At 60.7% G+C, this 21083-nt stretch carries 19 protein-coding genes; 5 read left to right on the forward strand and 14 right to left on the reverse strand.

Annotated features, from left to right (window positions below; genetic code table 11):
• Positions 1–348 precede the first annotated feature (348 nt).
• A complete protein-coding gene (locus GFM02_RS12225) occupies positions 349–963 on the reverse strand; it encodes a GNAT family N-acetyltransferase (RefSeq protein ID WP_168321837.1) in 615 nt (204 codons plus the stop codon).
• Between the two features lie 176 nt (positions 964–1139).
• On the opposite strand from GFM02_RS12225, the gene GFM02_RS12230 reads away from it, so the two are divergent.
• From GFM02_RS12230 to GFM02_RS12240, 3 genes are all read left to right on the forward strand, one after another.
• Positions 1140–2480, forward strand: coding sequence for an extracellular solute-binding protein (locus GFM02_RS12230; protein WP_168270412.1), 1341 nt, complete (start codon positions 1140–1142; stop codon positions 2478–2480).
• 125 nt (positions 2481–2605) lie between these two features.
• Positions 2606–3499: a carbohydrate ABC transporter permease gene (locus GFM02_RS12235; RefSeq protein ID WP_168270414.1), complete on the forward strand. Its 894-nt coding sequence runs from the start codon at positions 2606–2608 to the stop codon at positions 3497–3499.
• Positions 3499–4332, forward strand: coding sequence for a carbohydrate ABC transporter permease (locus GFM02_RS12240; RefSeq protein WP_168270416.1), 834 nt, complete (start codon positions 3499–3501; stop codon positions 4330–4332). Before GFM02_RS12235 ends, GFM02_RS12240 begins: the two co-directional genes overlap by 1 nt.
• 25 nt (positions 4333–4357) lie before the next feature.
• Here GFM02_RS12240 and GFM02_RS12245 read toward each other — a convergent pair whose 3' ends face one another.
• From GFM02_RS12245 to GFM02_RS12260, 4 genes are read right to left on the reverse strand one after another with little or no spacing between them, the layout of a single operon-like run.
• A complete protein-coding gene (locus GFM02_RS12245; protein WP_168270417.1) occupies positions 4358–5602 on the reverse strand; it encodes an O-antigen ligase family protein in 1245 nt (414 codons plus the stop codon).
• Positions 5599–7161, reverse strand: coding sequence for an undecaprenyl-phosphate glucose phosphotransferase (locus GFM02_RS12250; protein ID WP_168270419.1), 1563 nt, complete (start codon positions 7159–7161; stop codon positions 5599–5601). Before GFM02_RS12250 ends, GFM02_RS12245 begins: the two co-directional genes overlap by 4 nt.
• A gap of 55 nt (positions 7162–7216) precedes the next feature.
• On the reverse strand, positions 7217–8398 hold the full coding sequence (locus GFM02_RS12255) for a glycosyltransferase (RefSeq protein WP_168270421.1): 1182 nt from the start codon (positions 8396–8398) through the stop codon (positions 7217–7219).
• A 3-nt stretch (positions 8399–8401) separates the two neighbouring features.
• Positions 8402–8977, reverse strand: coding sequence for a polysaccharide biosynthesis/export family protein (locus tag GFM02_RS12260; RefSeq protein WP_020049461.1), 576 nt, complete (start codon positions 8975–8977; stop codon positions 8402–8404).
• Between the two features lie 197 nt (positions 8978–9174).
• On the opposite strand from GFM02_RS12260, the gene GFM02_RS12265 reads away from it, so the two are divergent.
• Positions 9175–11355: a GumC family protein gene (locus GFM02_RS12265; RefSeq protein ID WP_168321794.1), complete on the forward strand. Its 2181-nt coding sequence runs from the start codon at positions 9175–9177 to the stop codon at positions 11353–11355.
• A gap of 4 nt (positions 11356–11359) precedes the next feature.
• Here GFM02_RS12265 and GFM02_RS12270 read toward each other — a convergent pair whose 3' ends face one another.
• Both GFM02_RS12270 and GFM02_RS12275 read right to left on the reverse strand, forming a co-directional pair.
• Positions 11360–12601: a GNAT family N-acetyltransferase gene (locus GFM02_RS12270; protein WP_168321795.1), complete on the reverse strand. Its 1242-nt coding sequence runs from the start codon at positions 12599–12601 to the stop codon at positions 11360–11362.
• Positions 12602–12821: 220 nt separating this feature from the next.
• A complete protein-coding gene (locus GFM02_RS12275) occupies positions 12822–13031 on the reverse strand; it encodes a DUF2842 domain-containing protein (RefSeq protein WP_003547289.1) in 210 nt (69 codons plus the stop codon).
• A 116-nt stretch (positions 13032–13147) separates the two neighbouring features.
• On the opposite strand from GFM02_RS12275, the gene GFM02_RS12280 reads away from it, so the two are divergent.
• A complete protein-coding gene (locus tag GFM02_RS12280) occupies positions 13148–14251 on the forward strand; it encodes a COX15/CtaA family protein (protein ID WP_168321796.1) in 1104 nt (367 codons plus the stop codon).
• Positions 14252–14274: 23 nt separating this feature from the next.
• Here the strand turns inward: GFM02_RS12280 and GFM02_RS12285 are convergent, their stop codons facing one another.
• The 7 genes from GFM02_RS12285 to GFM02_RS12315 form a co-directional block, all read right to left on the reverse strand.
• Positions 14275–15066 (reverse strand): sulfite exporter TauE/SafE family protein, encoded by a 792-nt coding sequence (locus GFM02_RS12285; protein ID WP_168321797.1) that lies wholly within the window; start codon positions 15064–15066, stop codon positions 14275–14277.
• A 182-nt stretch (positions 15067–15248) separates the two neighbouring features.
• Positions 15249–16181, reverse strand: a complete 933-nt coding sequence (gene argC / locus GFM02_RS12290; protein WP_168321798.1) for an N-acetyl-gamma-glutamyl-phosphate reductase — start codon at positions 16179–16181, stop codon at positions 15249–15251.
• Positions 16182–16241: 60 nt separating this feature from the next.
• Entirely contained in the window at positions 16242–17204 is a 963-nt protein-coding gene (gene speB / locus GFM02_RS12295) for an agmatinase (RefSeq protein WP_168321799.1), read from the reverse strand.
• A 211-nt stretch (positions 17205–17415) separates the two neighbouring features.
• A complete protein-coding gene (gene cml, locus GFM02_RS12300; protein WP_168321800.1) occupies positions 17416–18603 on the reverse strand; it encodes a CmlA/FloR family chloramphenicol efflux MFS transporter in 1188 nt (395 codons plus the stop codon).
• Between the two features lie 307 nt (positions 18604–18910).
• A complete protein-coding gene (gene rpsI, locus GFM02_RS12305; RefSeq protein WP_003558419.1) occupies positions 18911–19378 on the reverse strand; it encodes a 30S ribosomal protein S9 in 468 nt (155 codons plus the stop codon).
• A gap of 1 nt (position 19379) precedes the next feature.
• Positions 19380–19844 (reverse strand): 50S ribosomal protein L13, encoded by a 465-nt coding sequence (gene rplM, locus GFM02_RS12310; RefSeq protein ID WP_003558420.1) that lies wholly within the window; start codon positions 19842–19844, stop codon positions 19380–19382.
• 315 nt (positions 19845–20159) lie between these two features.
• Positions 20160–21059, reverse strand: a complete 900-nt coding sequence (locus GFM02_RS12315) for a LysR family transcriptional regulator (RefSeq protein WP_205930281.1) — start codon at positions 21057–21059, stop codon at positions 20160–20162.
• Positions 21060–21083 lie beyond the last annotated feature (24 nt).

Consider the following 21083-nt stretch of genomic DNA (forward strand, 5'->3'; position numbering starts at 1 on the left):
GTGCCATACCTATCGTCCGGTTAGCCGTGCGCCTGCCAAGATCGCCCAAAGAGGAACTGGCATGGTCTTGACCGGCTATTTCCTTTTTCGCGTCCCGCGGACGCCTTGAACCTAGCTGCCGAGGATTTGCTCATGATGAAGCCCTCGACTGATGGACAGCTTTTCGCCGAGCAGCCTGTTTTACTGCCAATAGTATCACGCCTTCATGCGGACGTTCATCCGGATGGGCACGCTGATCTCGCCTTGTGGGGAGCAGGCAGTTTCGGGCGTGTGAGATTTTCTCCAATCAAGGGTGCTTATACCCGGGAGACAGGGCCTTTCCGTGGCTCGGAGAAACCAGGAAATGCTTCAACCCGATCCCTCGTCGATCCGCATTGCGAAGGCGACGGAGCCATCCTGCTCGAATTCGGAAAAGCCGAGGCGACGGTAGAAACCCCTGGCGCGTTCGTTGTTTGGGTCGACCCCGAGATGCACGGCTCCGACCCCGTGGTTTCGAAGCGCTTGAAGCTCCGTGGCGATCATCCTTCGCCCCCAACCGCTTGCCTGAAGTCCGGGAAGGATGTTGATGTGGAGATGCGCGGGGTACTGGTCTTGAAGCCACGCCGTTCCGCTGCGCGGATTTTGAATTCGTTCCATCACGTCGGCGTCGCGCGGACGGGTGGGTGCCAGTCCCGCAATCTGCTGGCGGACGAACGGCCACCAGTTTGTCTGCAAGTCTCTGTCGAACCTGCTGGTGTCCGGCACCCCTACGACATAGCCGGCCGGCCGGCCGTCGTGAACGAGAACAAAGGCAAAGTCCTTGGCGAATTTGAGGTAGGGTACCGACCAGATGTAGCCGGGCAGATGCGGGTCGCTATAAAGCGTGCTGGCATCCTCACCGCCATTCGCGGTTTTCAGGCAGATGTCGAAAAGGGCGTCGATATCCGCTTCAATCGCGGGGCGGATGAAGCAGCTGGTGTCCATCACTTTGCCACCTCCTGCGTGGCGCTTTGTCATTTTAGGTCGCGAGAGGAGCCGATGCATCGACGATTACCTCAGATTCGCCAGCCAGGTAAAGCTCTGGGGGAAGAAAACGTTCGGCCGCTGCTTGGCGCAAGGCCTGAACGGGAGTGGAGAATAAACCAGATGAGGTGGAGCAGATGAAAAGAACCGTGAAATCGATCAGCATACTGCCGGCATACCGATTGAAAGCAGCTGTCGCGCTTGCTGGCGCGGCGCTTTTGAGTTTTGGCCTTTTTTCAACAGCCGCGCGCGCTGACGACCTGGCAGTGTGGGACGACCAAACCTATGAAGGCCAGAGTGCGGTCATCGAGCAGCTCAACAAGGAGTTCGAAGCTGCCCATCCCGGCGTCACGATCAAGCGCACCGCCCGCACCTTTGATGACATGAAGTTGACGCTGAAGCTTGCTGTTTCGGCAGGTGATGGCCCTGTCATCACGAAAGTCAATCAGGGTGCGGGTGACATGGGGGCGATGGTCAAGGAAGGATTGCTCCTGCCGGTCGACGACTACATCAAAAACTATGGTTGGGATAAGCGCCAGTCGGATTCCGTGCTTGCTCGAGACCGCTGGGAAGATGGAAAATTTGGGGTCGGTAAGACCTACGGCATATCAGGCCTCGGCGAGATCGTTGGCCTCTACTACAATAAAAAGATCCTCGGCGATGCGGGAGTAGCGCTGCCGCAAACCTTCGAGGAGCTGCTGGCCGGTCTTGATAAGCTGAAGGAAAAGGGCGTTCCACCCTTCATGATGGGCTCGGCAAAGCAGCATCTGGCCCTGCACATGATCGGCGCCATCGAGCAGGCGCATATCGACGCAAGCAATCGTGCCGAGCTTGACGATCTGATTTACGGCCGGGGCGGCTCCTGGAACACCAAGGGGAACATCGAATCCGCCAAACTCGTGCAGCAGTGGGCACAGGGCGGTTATTTTTTCCCCGGTTTCGAAGGCATCTCGGGTGACGACGCCGTACAGCTTTTCATTTCCGGGCAGGGCGCGTTCCTTATCTCCGGGACTTGGTATTTCGGTGACATGCAACACAATCCGGATATCGGCTTCATGGCGATTCCCGCCCCGAAAGGTATTTCCAAGCCCATGAGTGTCGGGGGCGTGGATCTTGCCTGGGCGATAACGAGCCTTGCCAAAACGAAGCCGACACAGGACGTAGCCGGCGCATATATCGATTATATGGTCTCGGAAAAGGCTGCTGAAACCTGGGCCAATGCTGGCTATCTTCCGGCAACGTCGCTCGCGGCTGACGCAAAGCCAAAGCTCACGCCACTCCTCAGCTCCGGCATCGAAATGTGGAAGACGCTCAACGCAAACGATGCTCTCGGCCATTACCCCGACTGGTCGAGCCCGACGATGCTGAAGACAATAGACGACAACACGCCGCTTCTTCTGTCCGGCAATATCACGCCCGAAGCCTTTGTCGATGCTATGGACAAGGATTATCAGGCGTACCTGAAGGATAAGAAATAAAAAGCGCGAGCGCTGGTCACGGCCGCCCGCCGCGGTCGTGACCTCAGTCTCGTCGATCCAAATAAATGAGCACTGCGATCGGCTCGCTGCGCGATGACCACAGCTTCGGCCTTATGGAGTAATGGATGAAACGCTCCGCACTTGATGGTTCGCAACAGACCAATTTTATCTATTTATTGCCTGGATTGCTGTTCTACGCGGCTTTTGTCTTTGGACCGATCATCGCGGCTTTGGGTTTGAGTCTGACCAGCTGGGACGGCCTGAGCATGCCCAAGTGGGTTGGTCTCGGCAATTACGTCGCTCTCTTTTCTGACAGTCGTTTTTATATTGCTTTGCGTAACAATGCCGAGCTTATGATCTTCTACTGTGTCCTGCCGCTCGTGCTCGGTATAACTCTTGCCGCTTGCGTCTGGAATCTGAAGCAGCGCGAACAACTTGCGCTCCGGACCTTCCTGTTCCTGCCTTATATCATGCCGACCGCCGTGTTGGGCATCATCTGGGCATGGCTCTACAATCCTGCATTTGGCCCTTTCAATCAGTTTCTGAGAGCCGTGGGCTTAGGCGCCTTCGCACTCCCGTGGCTCGGAGATTTCAGTTTTGTGCTTCCTGCTGTCGGGATCGTTGCTACCTGGTATTTCTTCGGTTTTTGCATGGTTATCTTCCTGACCGGAATTCAGCGCATCGACCCGTCTCTTTTCGACGCTGCCAAGGTCGATGGCGCTTCGACGCGAAAAACCTTTTTCTGGATAACGCTGCCGCTTCTCTTACCTGAAATAAGGGTGGTTTTGCTGCTGACGGTCATAGCGTCAATCAAAAGCTTCGACCTGATTTTTACAATGACCAGGGGCGGACCCGCCAACGCGACGCTCGTGCCGAACATCTACATGTACCAGCTCGGCTTCGAGCTTAATCGGTTCGGCGCTGCGGCGGCCATCGCCATTGTCGGCGCGGTACTCACATTCGTCATCAACTATGCAATTCACCGATTTGTGGGATCGCAGAACAAAGGACGGGCTTGATGAGCCGTTGGTCTAACATCTCCGCCGGTACGCTATTCCTTCGCATTGTCCTGTGGCTTCTTGCTTTCGTAACGATCACGCCGTTCCTGCTTCTGCTTCTGACCTCGATAAAGAGCAAGGCCGACGTTCTGCAGGGTGCATTCGCGCTGCCGGCATATCCGCATTTCGAAAATTACCTCGCTGCTTGGAATGCCGGACATTTCAACATTTATTTCTGGAATTCGATCATCGTTGTCATACCCGTCGTTGCTGCAAGCGTCTTTTTAGGCCTGCTGACTGGTTTTGCCTTCGCCTACCTGTCGTTTCCGTTCCGGCGCACGCTGTTCGCTATCCTGACCCTCGGCATGATGGTGCCGGCGGAAGCCTTCATCATCCCGCTTTATTATGAAATGCGGTATCTGGGATTGATCAATACCTATGCGGCTCTGATTTTGCCGCAGATCGCGATGTCGATACCGTTCTCGACGATCTTCCTCGCCAGCGCGATGCAGCAACTGCCGGAAGAAGTTCTCGAAGCGGCGGTTCTCGACGGCGCCGGACGCTTCTATATCCTGCGCAAGATCGTCGTCCCACTCATGGTGCCGGCAATGTCGACACTGGCGCTGTTCCTGTTCATATGGACCTGGAACGAGTTTCTGATTCCGTTCATCCTGGTCAACGACGACGACTATCGGACGCTGCCCCTCGGCATGCTGTTTTTCCAAGGGCGTTATACCGTCAACACGCCGGTTCTGACCGCCGGCGCGGTGATTGTTATTTTCCCGCTCATCCTGACTTATCTCGTTTTCCAGCGGCGGTTCATTGCCGGCTTGACGGCAGGAGCGACCAAATAGACAGCCGCCCATTGACGGCAAGACCTCACGCCGCCTCGCGGCGTCTTCGCTCACGCTTGTGGCGCACTTCCAGCGCCGCGCAGCCCCAGACCGTGCCAAGCAGCAGATAGACATGGCGCCAGTGGTCGATATCGATGACGTTGCCGATTGTCGCATGGCCGAGAACCGAGATCCAGGCGATCATCAGGAAGGGCTGCCACGGCCGGTCGAGCAGCAGGTTTCGGAAACCGAGAGCCAGCGTCCAGACAAGCATGCCGACATAGCTGACGAAGCCGAGCCAGCCATAGGAGGTGAGCGATTTCAGCCAGATATTGTGCTCGTCCTCGGGAAACATCGTACCGAACACCAGCGGGCCGATGCCGAGCGGGCGCTCCATCATCATGGTGAAGCCGATCCGGTGGCGCTCGAAGCGGCCGAGATGTTCGCCGTCATATTGCTGTACCAGCTGGGCGCGCGCCGAAAACAGTTCGGCGACCTTCGGGATCTGCAGCGCCACCAGCAGCGATGCGATCAGCATGATGATCGCCGCCAGCGACAGGAGCAGGACGCGCAAGCGAAAGGCGCCGCTGCGCTCCTTCAGCAGCATGATGAAGATCAACAGCACCACGCCGAGCGCAAAGAGCCCCCAGGCGGCGCGGGAAAAGGAGAGGAAAATGCCGAGCGCAAGCACGAGCAGGGCGGCGGCCTTCAGCGGCGATTTCTTCAGGTCGCCGGCCAGGATACCGTGGACGAGATAGAGCGATGGCGGCACCAGGAAGGGGCCGAAAACATTCGGATCCTGGAAGGCGCCTTTGGCGCGGTCGTAGAGCGTGAAGATTTCCGCGCCCGGGAAGGCGTGGAAATAGCCGAGTATGCCGAGCGCGGAGGTGGCGACGGCGGCAAAGGTCCAGGCATTGAAGATCAGCGGCAGCCGCTTGTGGCTTTCCTCGATGATTGCCGCGTAGAAGACCGCCGTCAGCGCCAGGAAGGTCGACACCGCGATATACATCGGAGCCGTTGCCAGGTCCTTCATCTGCGTCAGCGACAGCATGCCGCCGATATTGAAGGTCAGCAGCAGGGCGAGCAGCGGCGCCACGCTGCGCGAAATCCTGAGGCCCAGGATGAACCAGAGGCCGCTCAGCCCCGCCACCCAGAGTTCATAGGGTGCCGGCTCGTCGATCACGAAACCGGAAAGGAAGACGCCGAAGGCGACGAAGGCCGAGCCGATCAGGCGCAGCGTCATCCGCTGCGGTTGGGCGACACGGGGATATGTCGCCTCGATCGCGGTCAATAGGCGTTTTCCGTGTTGAGCAGTCGGATCGGCGTCAGGAACAGGATCTTGAGATCGAACCAGAGCGACCAATTCTCGATGTAGTAGAGGTCGTAGGCCGTGCGGAACTTGATCTTCTCGTCATTGTCCACTTCGCCGCGCCAGCCGTTGATCTGCGCCCAGCCGGTGACACCGGGCTTGACGCGGTGGCGGGCGAAATAGCCCTCGACGACATCGCCGAAGGCGCGGTCGCGCGCCTGGGCAAGAACGGCGTGCGGACGCGGGCCGACCAGCGAGAGATCGCCCCTCAGAACGTTGAAAAGCTGCGGCAATTCGTCGATCGAGGTCTTGCGGATGAAGCGGCCGACGCGGGTGACGCGCGGATCGCCCTTGGTCACCGCGGCCTTGCCGGTGGGGTCGGCCATGTTGGTGTACATCGAACGGAACTTGAAGACGTTGATGATTTCGTTGTTGAAACCATGGCGCTTCTGCATGAAGAAGACCGGGCCTTCGGAGGTCGCCTTGATGGCGATCGCGGTCGCGATCATCAGCGGCCAGAGCAGTGCCAGCGCGACCAAAGTGAAGAAGATGTCGAAGCCGCGTTTGGCGACGGAATCCCAGTCGCGGATCGGCTTTTTGAAAATATCGAGCATCGGCACCGAGCCGACATGCGAATAGGCGCGCGGCCGGAAGCGCAGCCGGTTGGCATGCGCGGCAAGGCGGATATCGACCGGCAGAACCCAGAGTTTCTTCAAAAGGTCGTAGATGCGGGCCTCGGCCGACAGCGGCAGGGCGATGATCAGCATGTCGATGCGCGTCAGCCGCACGAATTCGACGAGCTCGGCGACGGTGCCGAGCTTCGGATAACCGGCGACCATGATCGGCGAGCGTTTCTCGCCGCGGTCGTCGAAGATGCCGCAGATGCGGATGTCGTTGTCGGCTTGCTGTTCGAGGATGCGGATCAGGTCCTTGGCCGGCTCGCCGCCGCCGACGATGACGGCGCGGCGTTCCATGATGCCGTTGCGCGCCCAGTTGCGGATGCCGTAGGCAACCAGGAAACGCTCGGCCGCAAGGAAGAGCCCGCCTGCGGCGAACCACGGGATATAGGCATCGACCATCGCCCATGTGGTGCCGCGAATGAGCGCGAACAGGCCGACGCTCAGGAGAAGCGCGATCGTCCAGGAGGCGAGGATGCGTGGCATCAGCCGCAGCTTCGCCCGGAGGGCGGGAATGGTGTAGGTGTCGGCAAGCTGCAGGCCGATAACGGTCAGGGCCGAAGCGATCGCCGCCATGCCCGCCCGCATCGAGGTGGAATCGCTGCCGTCACCCGGCCAGAAATAGTGGACGATCAGGGCGATCGCGAAGAGCGCCAGGAATTCCAGCAGCCGCAATTGGCCGATGATGATCACAGGCGAATTGGTTCCATCGCGGAACTGTTCGGCGATCTGCCGGGCATAGGGATTGATTTCGGTCGGGTCGGAAGGCTTTTCCTGACCCGCATCGCCGCGCGCCTCGATGTCGGAGACCTGCTTGCGCAGTGTTTCCACGTCGAATTGATCGCCTTTTTCCAGCTTGTTCATGGGGCTTTTCGCTCGTTGTCACCAAGCGAAATACCAGAAAGCCCCTAAGAAATATTTACGAGGCGACGGGCATTGCTTGGCCGGCAGTGGGGCCAGCAGCGGGATTGACGAGCTCATGGTACAATTTCAGGACATCGCGTGCCATGACGGCCGAAGAAAACACCGCCTTCACCGCCTCGGGCTTCGGCATCGTCCTGGCGTGCCAGTCGGGCGTGCTCAGCGTTTCCGCCATGACGCGGGCGAGATCGTCGGAATTGCCGGGCTCCACCAGTGCTGCGCTGTCGGCGCCGAGCACCTCGGGAATGCCGCCGACACGGCTTGCGATGATCGTCTTGCCGGCGCCGAGCCCCTCGAGCACGATATAGGGCATGGCTTCGGCGCGCGAGGGAACGACGAGGTTCTGCGCCATGGAGAAGGCTTCGTGGACCCGCATGGCCGGCAGCATGCCGATGCGTTTGCCAAGGCCGCGTTCGACCATCATCTCACGGTAGCGGTCGCGATCCGGCCCGTCGCCAATCATCAGCGCCGACAGCGGCCTGCCGAGCAGCCGTTCGGTCTTGGCGAAGGCATCGACAAACAGATCGGGACCCTTGAGGTCCCGGAGCATTCCGACATAGATGAAATGCACGGCATCCGAGCGAGTCGGGATCGGCTCGAAATCGCGCTCGCCGATGCCGTTGTAGATCAATCTCGTCTTCGTCCTGGGGCGGCCGACCTTGCGCGCATAGGTGTCGCGCTCATATTCGCAGATGAAGACCAGCGCATCGGTGAAATATTCCTGCAGGCGCTCCATCCGGAGGACGAACTGTCCGCTGAGCGAAGAGCGCGAATAATGCAGGCTTCCGCCATGCGCGGTATAGAGGCGGGCTACGCGATACCTGTTCACCCGCAACGCTGAGCCGGCAAGTCGCGCGAGCACGCCGCCTTTGGCGCCGTGTCCGTGCAGCACATCCGGCCGCAAACTTTTGATTTTCTTGTATGTATCCCACATCGTCGCAATATCGGACGGGCTGATCGAGCGCCGGATCGGCACGCGCGTCAGGCCGAGCGAGAGATAGGGACGGATATCGTCGAACAGGCTGTCCTCGTACTCGCCGCCGGTCGAGCTGTCGCAGAGGATGCCGATTTCATGGCCGGCCTTGCTGTGCTCTTCGACGAGATCGCGGACATGGCGGAAAATTCCGCCGATCGGCGACCTGAAGCAATGGAGGATGCGGAGCGGCTGCTGTTTTGCCATCGTTCAGAAAAGCCGTTCGCGAACGTAGATCGTGTCACCCGCGATAATCGGCCCCGATATATTGATGCGGCCGGTCAGCACCTGTCCATTGATCTTGCGGGTGACATCGACCATGCGCTGGTTGGCGCGGCTGGTGAAGCCGCCGGCAACTGCGATGGCATTCTGCACTGTCATGCCGGGAACATAGGCATACTGGCCGGGCTGGCCGACTTCACCCATGATGAAGACTGAACGGTAGCGATCGACATCGATGGTGACGTCGGGATCGCGAAGATAGCCCTGCTGCAGTTTCTGGGCGATCTGCCCCGAGAGTTGCTGCAGGGTTCGGCCGCGGGCAGGGACCTGGCCGATGAGCGGGAAGGCGACATAGCCGGCTTGATCCACTGTATAGGTATTGGTCAGGCTCTGCTGGTCGAAGACGGTAATGCGCAGCCGATCGCCGCTGTCCAGCGTATAGGGCTGGATGGTGGCCTCGTTGAAGGCCTTCGGCGCGGGCTTATACGTCGTGCAGCCGCTCAGTGCTGCCGTCATGGCTGCAAGGCTCAGGGCCAAAAGGATCTTGGGCTGGACGACAGACATCCGCTTATGCTCACAAAAATGAACTCGGTGCAGCCGTTATCGATCCGTTAGGGTTAATGCCCGGTAAAGGGCGCTTGCAATTTCCCGGTATCCTTCATCGATCATCGATCATCGCTCATTTCTCGGCGAGATCGCCATTAACCGTTGAGTTACCATGGTCGTTTACGCTTACGGCACCTTTGTTGTGGAGTAAGAGCATGTCCGGCGTAGCTCGTGATCAGGATGTGGACATCGACCTCGGCCAGTTGGTCCGTGCGGTCTGGGCGCGCCGTCTGCGGATTTTGACAATCACCCTTGTGGGGGCTGGCGTCGCCTTTGCCGGCGCCAAAATCATGTCGCCGCAATATCGCAGCGAAACGCGCATCCTCATCGAACCCCGTGCGCCGGCCTTTGCCAGCACGCAGCAGGCCAATGACGCCAGCGCCGGTCCGCTGATGGACGAACTGAACATCGCCAGTCAGGTGCAGCTGCTGCAATCGGCCGATCTCCTCAAGAAGGTCATCAACGATCTGAAGCTTTATAACCTGCCGGAGTTCGACGATGCCGCCAGCGGCTCGGCCATGAGCAGTATCCTGGTGAAGCTGCACCTGAAGAAGAATCCGCTGGAAAATCCACCGGAAGAGCGCGTCATCGACGCCTTCGTCGAACGCCTGCAGGTCTATCAGGTGCCGGGTTCACGCGTCATCGGCATCACTTTCACCTCCAAGGATCCGAAGCTCGCCGCTGCCATCCCGAATGCCATGGCGAATGTCTATCTTTCGACCCAGAGCGGCGCCAAGCTCGATTCCAATTCCGAGGCGACCCGCTGGCTGGAGCCGGAGATCGAAGGCCTGCGCCAGAAGGTCAGCGAAGCCGAGAAGAAGGTTGCCGAATACCGCACCTCGCACGGGCTGCTGCAGACGAACGGCACGACCACTTTTCCGGCCCAGCAACTGAACGATATTTCCGCTGAGCTGACCCGCGTGCGGGGCGATAAGGGCAATGCCGAGGCGAGGGCGCAGGCGGTGCGCAATGCACTGTCGTCGGGTGAAGCCTCCGATACGCTGCCTGACATCATGTCCTCCCAGGCGATCCAGCGGCTGAAGGCGACGGAATCCGGCCTGCAGTCGCAGATCTCCGATCTGCAGACCAGCCTTCTCAACAACCATCCGCGGCTGAAAAGCCTGCGTGCCCAGCTCTCCGATATCCGCACCCAGATCCGCCAGGAGACGCAGAAAATCCTGGCGAGCATCGAGAACGAGTCCAAGGTCGCGGATCTCCGCGCGAGCGAGCTCGAGCGCCAGTCGGAGACGGTGCAGGCCAACAGCGCCCGTGCCGGTGAGGACGAGGTCGGTCTCAATGCGCTGGAGCGCGAGGCGAACGCCCAGCGCCAACTGCTCGAAACCTATCTGGTGCGCTACCGCGAGGCCGCCTCCCGCGCCGACAGCAATTCGAGCCCGGCCGATGCCCGGATCGTTTCCAAGGCCGTCGAGCCGGTCGATCCCTATTTCCCGAAGGTGGTGCCGATCGTCGTCGTCGCTGCCGTCGCGACGCTGATCATGAGCGCCATCGTCATCATGCTGGCCGAACTCTTCAGTGGCCGGGCACTCCGCCCGACGGATGCGGCTTCAGAGACAATCGAGGCAGAAGCAGTCGTCGAGGAGAAACATGCGCCGCAGGCCGCTCCGGTCGCCGCTATCGCCGGAAAATCCGTTCAGCCGAGCATGCTCGCCGTCGTCGCGGACGAAGAGGATACGATCGAGGACGTGAAGGCTGCCGAGGATGTGCCAGAGGACGAGCCGGAGGATGAGAATGAATTCTCCGTCGCTTCAGTTGCTGACTATCTCACCGGCAGCCGCGCGCCGCTGGCAATCGCCATATCGCCGACTGGTGATAATGGCTCGGCGGCGACGGTTTCGCTGACCCGCATGCTTGCCGATGCCGGCCACCGCGTCATCCTGATCGATATGACCGGCTCCGGCTACCCCACGGAACTGATGGCCGAGGACCCGGCCGCCCTTGGCGTCACCGATCTGCTTTGCGGCGAGGCCGCCTTCGGCGATACGATCCATGGCGACCGCCTCTCCGATGCGCATCTCATTCCCCAGGGCCAGAGCGACGTGCGACGCGCCATGCGCGGTGTCGACCGGCTGTCGTTGCTGCTTGATGCGCTCGCCGCCGCCTACGATCTCGTGGTGGTCGAATGCGGTTCGGCCGATGTCGCCGGCGTATCGCGGCTGACGCGCAGCCGGGACGTCGAGATCATCCTCTCGCTGCCTGAGGTCGAGGAGACCATTTTCGTTGCACTGATGACGGAATTCCAGGCTGCAGGCTACGAGCGCGTCGTGTTGATGTCGGGCGGCGAAGGGGCCGAACAGACACTCGGCCGGGCCGCTTGAACGGTTAGCCGATTCGTGCGCGGATGCCCTGGGCGAATTTATAGAGCTTCGGGCGCGCCTTGATGTGCGCCTTGCCGTGGGTGACGATCCGGTGGGCGGCGCCGGCGACGACGCCGAACGGCGATACCGGCAGCACCACGTCGTAATGCGCGGTCTCGACCGGCGCCCAGGAACGCTTGTAGGTCTGGTCGCCGAGGCCGAAATCAAACAGCGCGACATCCTTGCCATGCAATCCCGAGATGGTCTGCCAATAGAGAAATTCGCCGGGGCTCGTATCCGGCACGAGCTCTTCATCGATCGCGCCGAACTGGCAGATGATATGGTCGCCCTTGCGCGAAATCCCTGAAATCGCGGCGATTTTACCCTCGTGCTCGCCCTTGAGCCGGAGCATATGCATCTGCAGCCCGAAGTACTGCCTGGTGTCGTCCTGCTTGTCGATGAGGCCGTGCAGGAAGGTCTGCGTTTCCCTGTCGGCAAAGACGTCGGGCAGGCCGAGGCTGGCGAAGCGGGCGCTTTTCAGGCGGAAGAAGATATCGAGCAGGCCGTGTTGTTCTGCCGATGTCTCGGGAATGACGTATTCGAAGCCGCCGGCCGCCTCGAAGCGCTTCGACTGAACACGGAATTTCTTGCGCCGGTTCTTGGCGTTAAGCTGCTTCAGCGTGTCCTCGAAAGCGGGAAGGAACGGCAGCTGATAGGCGTGATTCTGGTTCTGCACCATCGGCAGCCCGGCGAGCGGGCTTTCTCGACCGCGCCATTCCAGCGGAATGTTCTGCAGCAGCAGCAGATCGGCGCGGCCCTTCAGCGCATGCCGGAGCTGGCCGGCGAACTCATGGGGGGCGATGGTCCTGCCGGCTTCGGCAAAGCTCTCTGCGAACAGGCCGGTATTGATATTGCTGTGATCTGCGGCAATGAATTTCGCCGTCCTGAGCCCGCGGGACTTGACGATCTCGACCGGCAGAATGAAGGCGGTCTGACCCGCATGAGTGGCTTTGAGGATCGCAAGCGGCCGCTGGAAGGCGCTCACCCAGGCGGCGCACCAGTCGTAGCTCTGATGCAGGGACTGGAGGTTGTCGCGCTCCAGCGCCCGCCAGTCATCCTCCAGCGGCTGCATCGCGTCGAAGACTTCGATGTCGAGTTGGGCCATGGCGAGTTTCATGCTCAGCTGGCGCAGGCGCGAAATGGCCGTATCGGCCAGCGCCACGTCGTCGGACGGCTGTTCATGGACATCGAGCTGTTGCGTCTGCACGGTTTTCTCCGGTCAAGAATGCTGAACGGGAAGGTAGATATGCCAGACGTATATTGGTTTAACGGCAAGCGATGGGTGAGGTTTTCCGCAGATCACGGTTATTCGGCCGTTAATGGCTAAAGCATGTCGCGCAAAAGTGTGCTGCGGTTTTGCGACAACGACATGCGTAAAAACAAAGACCTAAAGCGCGACAAGCGAATCTGAAAGATCGCGACGCGCTTTAGCGCTGCGGCGGTCCGGCCATCCATTTGATGATCACCATCGCCGGCAATACCCAGAGCAAGCCGGTGAGCAGGAAATAGAGCAGGTGTCCCCACCAGGGTGCGTTGCCGAGCGTTGCCACCGCGATCGTGTTCGCCACCAGCGCATAGACGACTACGAGCACGATGATGAGGATAGTGCCGATGAATTTGCGAAGGCGGACGGGCATCGGTTATCTCTCGGCATGGACGGGTTGAACCTGGCGCGACGGCATGCCGCAAAGGTTCGGGGCTTGTTTTGCATGAGCCGGTGGGGCAAATCAACTGCCGGATAGAAGGAGACATCATGGCCGTTGCAAACCCGACCACGGAACAGGCGATCCTGAGCGAAATGCGCAAGCAGAATCGCGACCGCCGCGCCTTGCGCTTCTGGCTTGGTTTCGTGCTTTTGACGCTCTTCAGTCTCGTGCTCGTCGGCGGCGCCACGCGGCTGACCAATTCCGGCCTGTCGATCACCGAGTGGAAGCCGATCCACGGCGTCATCCCGCCGCTGTCGACCGCCGAATGGGAAGAGGAATTCCGCCTCTACCAGCGCATTCCCGAATTTCAGCAGCTGAACAGTTCCATGACCGTCGATGAGTTCAAGGGCATCTTCTGGTGGGAATGGGCGCACCGGCTGATCGCTCGTGCCATCGGCGTGATCTTCGCGCTGCCGCTCATCTATTTCTGGCTGACGGGGCGGATCGAGAAGCGTCTGCGTTGGCCGCTCGTCGGCATCCTGGCGCTCGGCGGCCTGCAGGGTTTTATCGGTTGGTGGATGGTGTCCTCGGGCCTTTCCGTCCGCACCGACGTTAGCCAATACAGGCTGGCGACGCATCTCGTCCTGGCCTGCCTGATCTTTGCCGGCTGCATGTGGATCATGCGCGGTCTCTCCAGGCATTCCGACGATCCGGCGCCGACAAGAAGCTCGCGCGGTTTTGCCGCCGCGATCGCCATTTTCTCACTGTTCCAGATCTATCTCGGCGCGCTGGTGGCGGGGCTCGACGCTGGTTTTTCCTACAATACCTGGCCGCTGATGGATGGCGCCATCATCCCTTCCGATCTGCTGATCCAGCAGCCCTTCTGGATCAATGCCTTCGAGAACCCGAAGACGGTGCAGTTCATTCACCGGATCGGCGCCTATACGCTCTTCGCATTGACGCTAATCAACATGGTGATCGCCCTTCGCGCAGCACCTTGGACCACCCATGCACGCCGCGCCATCCTGCTTTTCGTGCTTGTGACGCTGCAGGCAGCGATCGGCATCGCGACGCTGCTGATGCAGGTGCCGCTTCACTGGGGCCTGCTGCATCAGGCCGGCGCGCTTGTGGTTTTCGGCTTCGCCGTCGCCAACTGGCGCGGCTTTTACGGCGAATATCCGCACGGGACGATGATCGCCGAACGCGACTGAAATAAGTGGCCTTAGCTCGGGGGCTACCGCAGCACGCCGTCGAGCAGCGGCATGCCGATGATTGCGGCGGCGGCGATCAGGACATAGCAGGCGATGCGGAAGGTCCGTTCCTTAGCAAGGCCGAACAGTTTCGAGCCGCCGTAGAGCCCGACCACATAACTCGGCAAGATGACGACGGTGAGCGCAAAGACGGCGGGCACGAACAGTCCGCCGATATAGTAACTGATGGCGCTGAAGACGGACGAGATCGAGAAGTAGAGCACGACATTCGCCCTGACGCGGGTGAAGTCGCTCTTGCCACCGAGCCAGTAGGCGACGACTGGCGGCCCTCCCAGCTGTGCGGCGCCGCTGAAAAGCCCGGCGATCAGCCCGACTCCGCTGGTGAGCGGTGCGGACACCTCCCCATGATATCGCCATCCCGATACCAGCAGCGCAAGCAGGCAGATGGCGATGATCGTGATGCTCCAGCGCAAAAGCATCGGGTCGAGCAGAGCCAGCATCGCCGTGCCGGCCGGGACGCCGAGCGCGGCACCCGCAGCCATGACGAAAACCTCGGGTCGGTTGGCGCCGCGCCAGGCCGGCGGGATCATCCCGAGTGTGGCAATGCCGTCAATGACGAGCAGGATCGGCGAGATCAGCTTCGGCCCGACGATCGCGCCGCCGAGTGGAATGAAGATCAATGCGGCGCCGAAACCCGAAAAGCCGCGGGCAAGCCCGGCGATGAAGGCAAATGCCATCAGTGCATAGATGCCATGATCGGGCAAGGCGGCGGCAAACCATGCGCCGACGCCAGCGATAATCGCATCCAGCGTCATGACATCGGCTCCGTGATTCGGGATGGGCAGCGAGGAAGGATCCGGTTTCATAGCCCAATCGTCGCCGATGATCGAGCCGAAAGCGGTGCTGCGGCCACCGAGGGAGGCGGCCGCGAGAAAGATCGTGATGAAGATATTGATGCAAACTCGAGCCGCATCACGTCGATGCCGTCGTTCAACCCTTACGAGGCGAGCATCAAGTCCATGTTCTGGACGGCGGCGCCCGATGCGCCCTTGCCGAGATTGTCGAGCAACGCCACGAGGTTCACCTGCGAAGCACCTGCGGTGCCGAAGACGAAGAGCTTCATCGTGTCCTTACCTTCAAGCTCTACGGCGTTGATGCGGGGCAGGGCCTTGCTTTCGGCCAGCGGCACGACACTGACGATATCCTGACTGGCATAATGGGCAACGAGGGCCGCATGGATACTCTCCATCGTCGTGCCCTCGGCAAGATCGTCGAGATGCAGCGGCACCTGCACGATCATGCCTTGAGCAAACTTGCCGACGGACGGCGAGAAGATCGGCGCGCGGTCGAGCAGGCCGTGTACGGTCATCTCGGGCACGTGTTTGTGGGTGAGCGGCAGGCCGTAGAGGAAATGCGGCGCGGTGATCGCATCCGGGTGATCCGGGTTTTCCATCTGCGCGATCATCTGCTTGCCGCCGCCGGTGTAGCCGGAGACCGCGTTGACCGTAACTGGATAGCCGTCCGGCAGAATGCCGGCGGCGCGCAGCGGCCGGATGAGGCCGATCGCTCCGGTGGGATAGCAGCCGGGATTGGCGACGAAACGGGCGGCAGCGATCTTGTCGGCCTGCTGCTTGTCCATTTCGGCAAAACCATAGGCCCAGCCGGGATTGACGCGGAAGGCGGTCGAGGTGTCGATGACGCGCACATTGTTGTTGGCCGAAACCATCTGAACCGCTTCCTTCGACGCATCGTCGGGCAGGCAGAGAATGGCGATGTCGGCGCCGTTCAGCATGTCCTGGCGCATCGCGGCGTTGCGCCGCTCGGCTTCGGGTATGGACAGAAGTTCGACATCGCGGCGGCCTGCCATGCGCGTGCGGATCTGCAGACCCGTCGTGCCGTGTTCGCCGTCGATGAAGATTTTCGGTGCCATGTTAAACCTGCGCTTTCAATGGGTTCTGAAGGTTTCCGGATTCAGTTTGAGGATGATAGGTCAGCCTTGTGACACGGCGATGGCGCGTCGCTCGGCATGAAGCCCCAGCATATACATCGCCACCGTTGCCCCCGCAATGGCGGTGATATCGGCATGATCGTAGGGCGGCGATACCTCGACGACGTCGGCGCCGCGGATATCGAGCTGGTGCAGACGCTGCAGCACCGAGAGGATCTTGGCGCTCGATGGCCCGCCTGAAACCGGCGTGCCGGTGCCCGGCGCAAAGGCCGGATCGAGGCAATCGATATCGAAGGTGAGATAGGCCGGCGCCCCGCGCGTCTGAGAGATGATCGCCGAGGCGATATCGCTGGCGCTCATCTCCTCGACCTGATGACCATAGAGAATATTGACGCCGCAATCCTCCGGCGCATGGGTGCGGATGCCGATCTGAATGGAGCGGTCGGGATCGATGATGCCCTCGCGGGCGGCCCGCGCTACGAAAGAGCCATGGTCGATGCGCCGTTCCTCGTCGAACCAGGTATCTTGGTGCGCGTCAAATTGCACGAGCGCCAGCGGCCCATGTTTTGCCACATGGGCTTTCAGCAGCGGCCAAGTGACGTAATGATCGCCGCCAAGCGTCAACAGGAAGGCGCCGCTGTCGAGGATGACATTCGCCTGGCGTTCGATAGCGGCCGGCGTGTCCTGATGATTGCCATAGTCGAGCAGGCAATCGCCGTAGTCGATCACGGACATGTCGGCGAAGAGTTCGCGGTTGAAGGGATATTGCGCATCATTGTCGAAGATCGCCGAAGCGCGCCGGATCGCCTGCGGTCCGAAGCGTGTACCCGGCCTGTTCGATGTGGCGGCATCGAAGGGAATGCCCCAGACGGCGACGTCGACGCCGGCGAGCTCCTTGGTGAACCGGCGGCGCATGAAGGACAGCGCGCCGGCAAAGGTCGGATCGCTGGCAGCGGAGGTGAGGCTGGTCGCCGTAAAGGCGTGGTCAATCGATCTGTTCGCCAAATCATGCTCCTTTTCGGTCGCAAAATCATAGTCGCGTTCGATACGGACGCTGCATTGCAGGATCGCCGCTCGACACGGCGTCGGGTCTCTTGCGAAGGAATTGGCCGATCCCCGCGCGCAGAAAGGCGTAGGCGAGGTGCGGATGGATTTCAAGCAATCGTTCGGACGACGGCCGCTCGTGATCGTCGAGCGACCGTCATTTGTCCGCTGCCTATCGGGCCGGCTCCCGCAGGCAGGACAATCCAGCCAGCGTCGTCAGCGCGGTCGCTGAGACATAGCCCACAAGCGGCCAGGCACTGTCGCCGCCGAGCAGAATCACGAAGAAGGTTCCGGCAAAGCCGACGATGATGCTCGCGACGCAGGAATAGAGTGCGACCGCCGTCCCGGCCGTGTCGCCAAAGGCGTCGAGCGCGCCGTTGGCGGTGACCGCCGTCGCAACGACGATACCGATCGCGATGATCCACATCGGCACGACGAAGCTGACGAGGGAAGGCTGCAGAAACAGCTGTCCAAAGGCAAGCAGCACGGCGCCGAGAAGCAGCATCGCCATGCCTCTGGCAAGGCTGCCTGCAATGCCCCAACACATGACGAAGCGTTTGGCGAAACGTGCCGTCACGATCATCACCAGCGCCACCGTGGCAAAGACGAAGCTGAAGGCGATGCCGGAAAAACCGGCGTTGTCGATCAGGATACGGGGTGCAGTCGAGAAGAAGACGAAGAAGGCGCCCATCGCCGTGCTGAAGCCGCCCGTATAGACCCAGAAGGGAAGGCTTGTAAGGATCGGGCGGACGTCGATCTTGGCGGTGACGGCAGGGCGGGTTTCGTGCCACCGCATGCCGGCGTTGAAAAGGGCGGCAACCGAAAGGAGGCCGATGACGAGGAAGATGGCGCGCCAGCCGAAGCGATCCGCGATCAAGGCTCCGATAATCGGGCCGAGTGCGGGCACGAAGGAGAGGATGGAGCCGAGAAGGCTATAGATCGTCGTGCTTTCGGGACGCCCGGCGTAGACGTCACGCACCGTTGCGAAAGTTGCGACGAGGGTCGCCGACGCGCCGACTGCCTGCAGCAATCTCAAGACTACGAAGATCGGCGCCGACGAGGAGCCGGCAAGCAGGAAGGATGAAGCCGCAAAGAGTGCAGCACCTCCAAGCAGGACAGGCCGTCGTCCGACAATATCGGAAATGGGGCCGAAGACGATCTGGCCGACACCGAGCACGAGCATGTAGAGGCTAAGGGTCAGTTGGATGACCGCCGGCGAGGCGCCGAGCGCCTGCGGCATGACCGGTACGATCGGCAGATAGATATCCATGGCGAGCGAGGCCAGGATGTCGAAAGGTGCCATCAGCAGCAAGGCTGCCGGCAGGGAATAGGTCCATTGCTGGATTTTGGGATAAGACATGGGAAAGAACCCGCTCAAATGATTTCATTCGGCGGCGATCTGTCTCTTCATCAGTATCGGGATTGACCGGACAGACGCCGCAACAACAGGGCAGAGTTGTTGCGGCTTATTTGTCTGCGGACTTGGCTGTTCCCATGATGCAACCCTGACTGCGGCTTCGCTCATTCCCGAAGCGCTTTGCCAAGTTTCTACCAGCAGAGCTGGAATGCGACAATGGCATGCCGGCGCGCTTCCGATTGATTTAAGCAGCGCACAACAAAAAGGCCGGGTTGCCCCGGCCTTCGTAAATTCCATCTGTCCGAAGCGATTAACGCTTGGAGAACTGGAACGAGCGGCGGGCCTTTGCCTTGCCGTACTTTTTGCGTTCGACGACGCGGCTGTCGCGGGTCAGGAAGCCGCCCTTCTTCAATACCGCGCGCAGGCCCGGTTCGAAGTAGGTAAGCGCCTTGGACACGCCATGGCGAACCGCACCGGCCTGGCCGGAGAGGCCGCCGCCGGCAACGGTTGCGACGATGTCGAACTGGCCGTCACGGGCAGCCGCAACGATCGGCTGGCGCAGGATCATCTGCAGCACCGGACGTGCGAAATATTCCGCGAATTCCTTGCCGTTGACGGTGATCTTGCCGGAGCCCGGCTTGACCCAGACGCGGGCGACAGCGTTCTTGCGCTTGCCGGTCGCGTAGGAGCGGCCGAGCGAATCGACCTTGCGGACGTGCGCCGGAGCAGCAGCTTCGGAAACCGTGCCGAGATCCTTCAGGGAGGAGAGGTCAGCCATATTAGGCGCTCCTTACGTTCTTTTTGTTGAGCGCGGCAACGTCGAGGGCGACCGGCTGCTGGGCTTCATGGGGATGGTTGGAGCCGGCGTAAACGCGCAGGTTCTTCATCTGGCGACGGCCGAGCGGGCCACGCGGAACCATGCGTTCGACGGCCTTTTCGAGGACGCGCTCCGGGAAGCGGCCTTCGATGATCTGGCGTGCGCTGCGTTCCTTGATGCCGCCGGCATAACCGGTGTGCCAGTAGTAAACCTTGTCGGAATACTTCTTGCCGGTGAAGACGACCTTTTCGGCATTGATGACGATGACGTTGTCGCCGTCGTCAACGTGAGGCGTGAAGGTTGCCTTGTGCTTGCCGCGCAGGCGCATAGCGATGATGGAAGCGAGACGGCCAACGACCAGCCCTTCGGCGTCGATGATCACCCACTTCTTCTCCACCTCTGCAGGCTTCTGGGAGAAGGTTGCCATAGTGAATACTCTCTTTTGGGACCCTTGGCCCGAGGGCTTGAAGGGCGTTTCTTGTTGCTTGGATTGGCAGGCTTTAGGCATGCCAAAAAGAAAGCAGCCCGGACAGGCTGCGTTCTGGGGCGGTGTATAAAGGGAATGTGACATTGGGTCAATATCGATGTCCCGAAGGTTTGGAAAAATTTTTAAGTAAAAACAAATACTTAGATATGTGGTATTTTGATACCTCATATTTCTGCGGTCGCGAACTGCTGCGCCAGACGTTTTTCACGTCGTCTCTGCCGGTTTGAAATCGCGTGCGACGGTCGAAAGCAGCTCTCAACCTTTGAACGCGCGCAGGCATTTCATCATTTCCCGAAGGCCGCGTGTCAGATGTTTGTCCCGGCGCAGAACCATGCCGAGGCGGCGTGTGAGCCGCGGGTTCAGCGATGAAGTCGTCACCAGGCCGGCGCCGTCGCGCTTGAGCGCCAGCCCCGGCAGGATCGACCAGCCGAGCCCCACGGCCACCAGCTCCTTGATCGCCTCGATGCTGCCGAACTCCATCGCAGGTCGGATCCTGGTATCCGGTGCAGCCAGCCACGCGTCGATTGCCCGCCTGGTATTGCCGCCCTCATAAAGCAGCAGCGTCCTGTCGCGCATGAAGGCCGCGTCCGGTCCGCCTTCGGGCATCAGGCTGCCCGCAGGAGCGACGGCCAGCAATTCCTCCTCGTAGAAGGGTTCGATCTCGAAGTTCCGTCCCGACGCCGGCAGGGCGACGACGGCGATGTCGAGGCTGTTGGCCTCCAGATCGCGCAGAATGTCGTCGGCATCGCCGATGCGCACGGTGATTTCGAGGCCGGGCATGGATTTTCTGGCGACGGCGATGGCGCGAGGAAGCAGATGGATAGACGCCGTGCCGCCGCTGCCGATGCGCACGCGGCCGCTGGCGCCGTCTCTGTACGGCATCATCGCTTCTTCCGCGGCAGCCGATTCCTGAAGCAGCCGCCTTGCATGCACGAGCAGGTCGAGGCCTGCCGCGGTCGGCTGCGCCCGCCGCCCGACGCGCTCGATCAGCCGGACGCCGAGCCGCTGTTCGAGCCCCTTCACCTGCAGGCTGACGGCCGGCTGGGTCAGGCCTTCCTTGTCGGCCGCAGCCGTGAAACTTCCGAGATCGGCGACGTTGACGAAGGCGGCAAGCTGATCGAGGTGGAGAGGCATACAAAAGAAATCCTTATGCATATCATAATATCCATAAGCTTCTTT

The organism is Rhizobium leguminosarum bv. viciae, from assembly GCF_012276115.1.
Lineage (GTDB): Bacteria > Pseudomonadota > Alphaproteobacteria > Rhizobiales > Rhizobiaceae > Rhizobium > Rhizobium leguminosarum_T.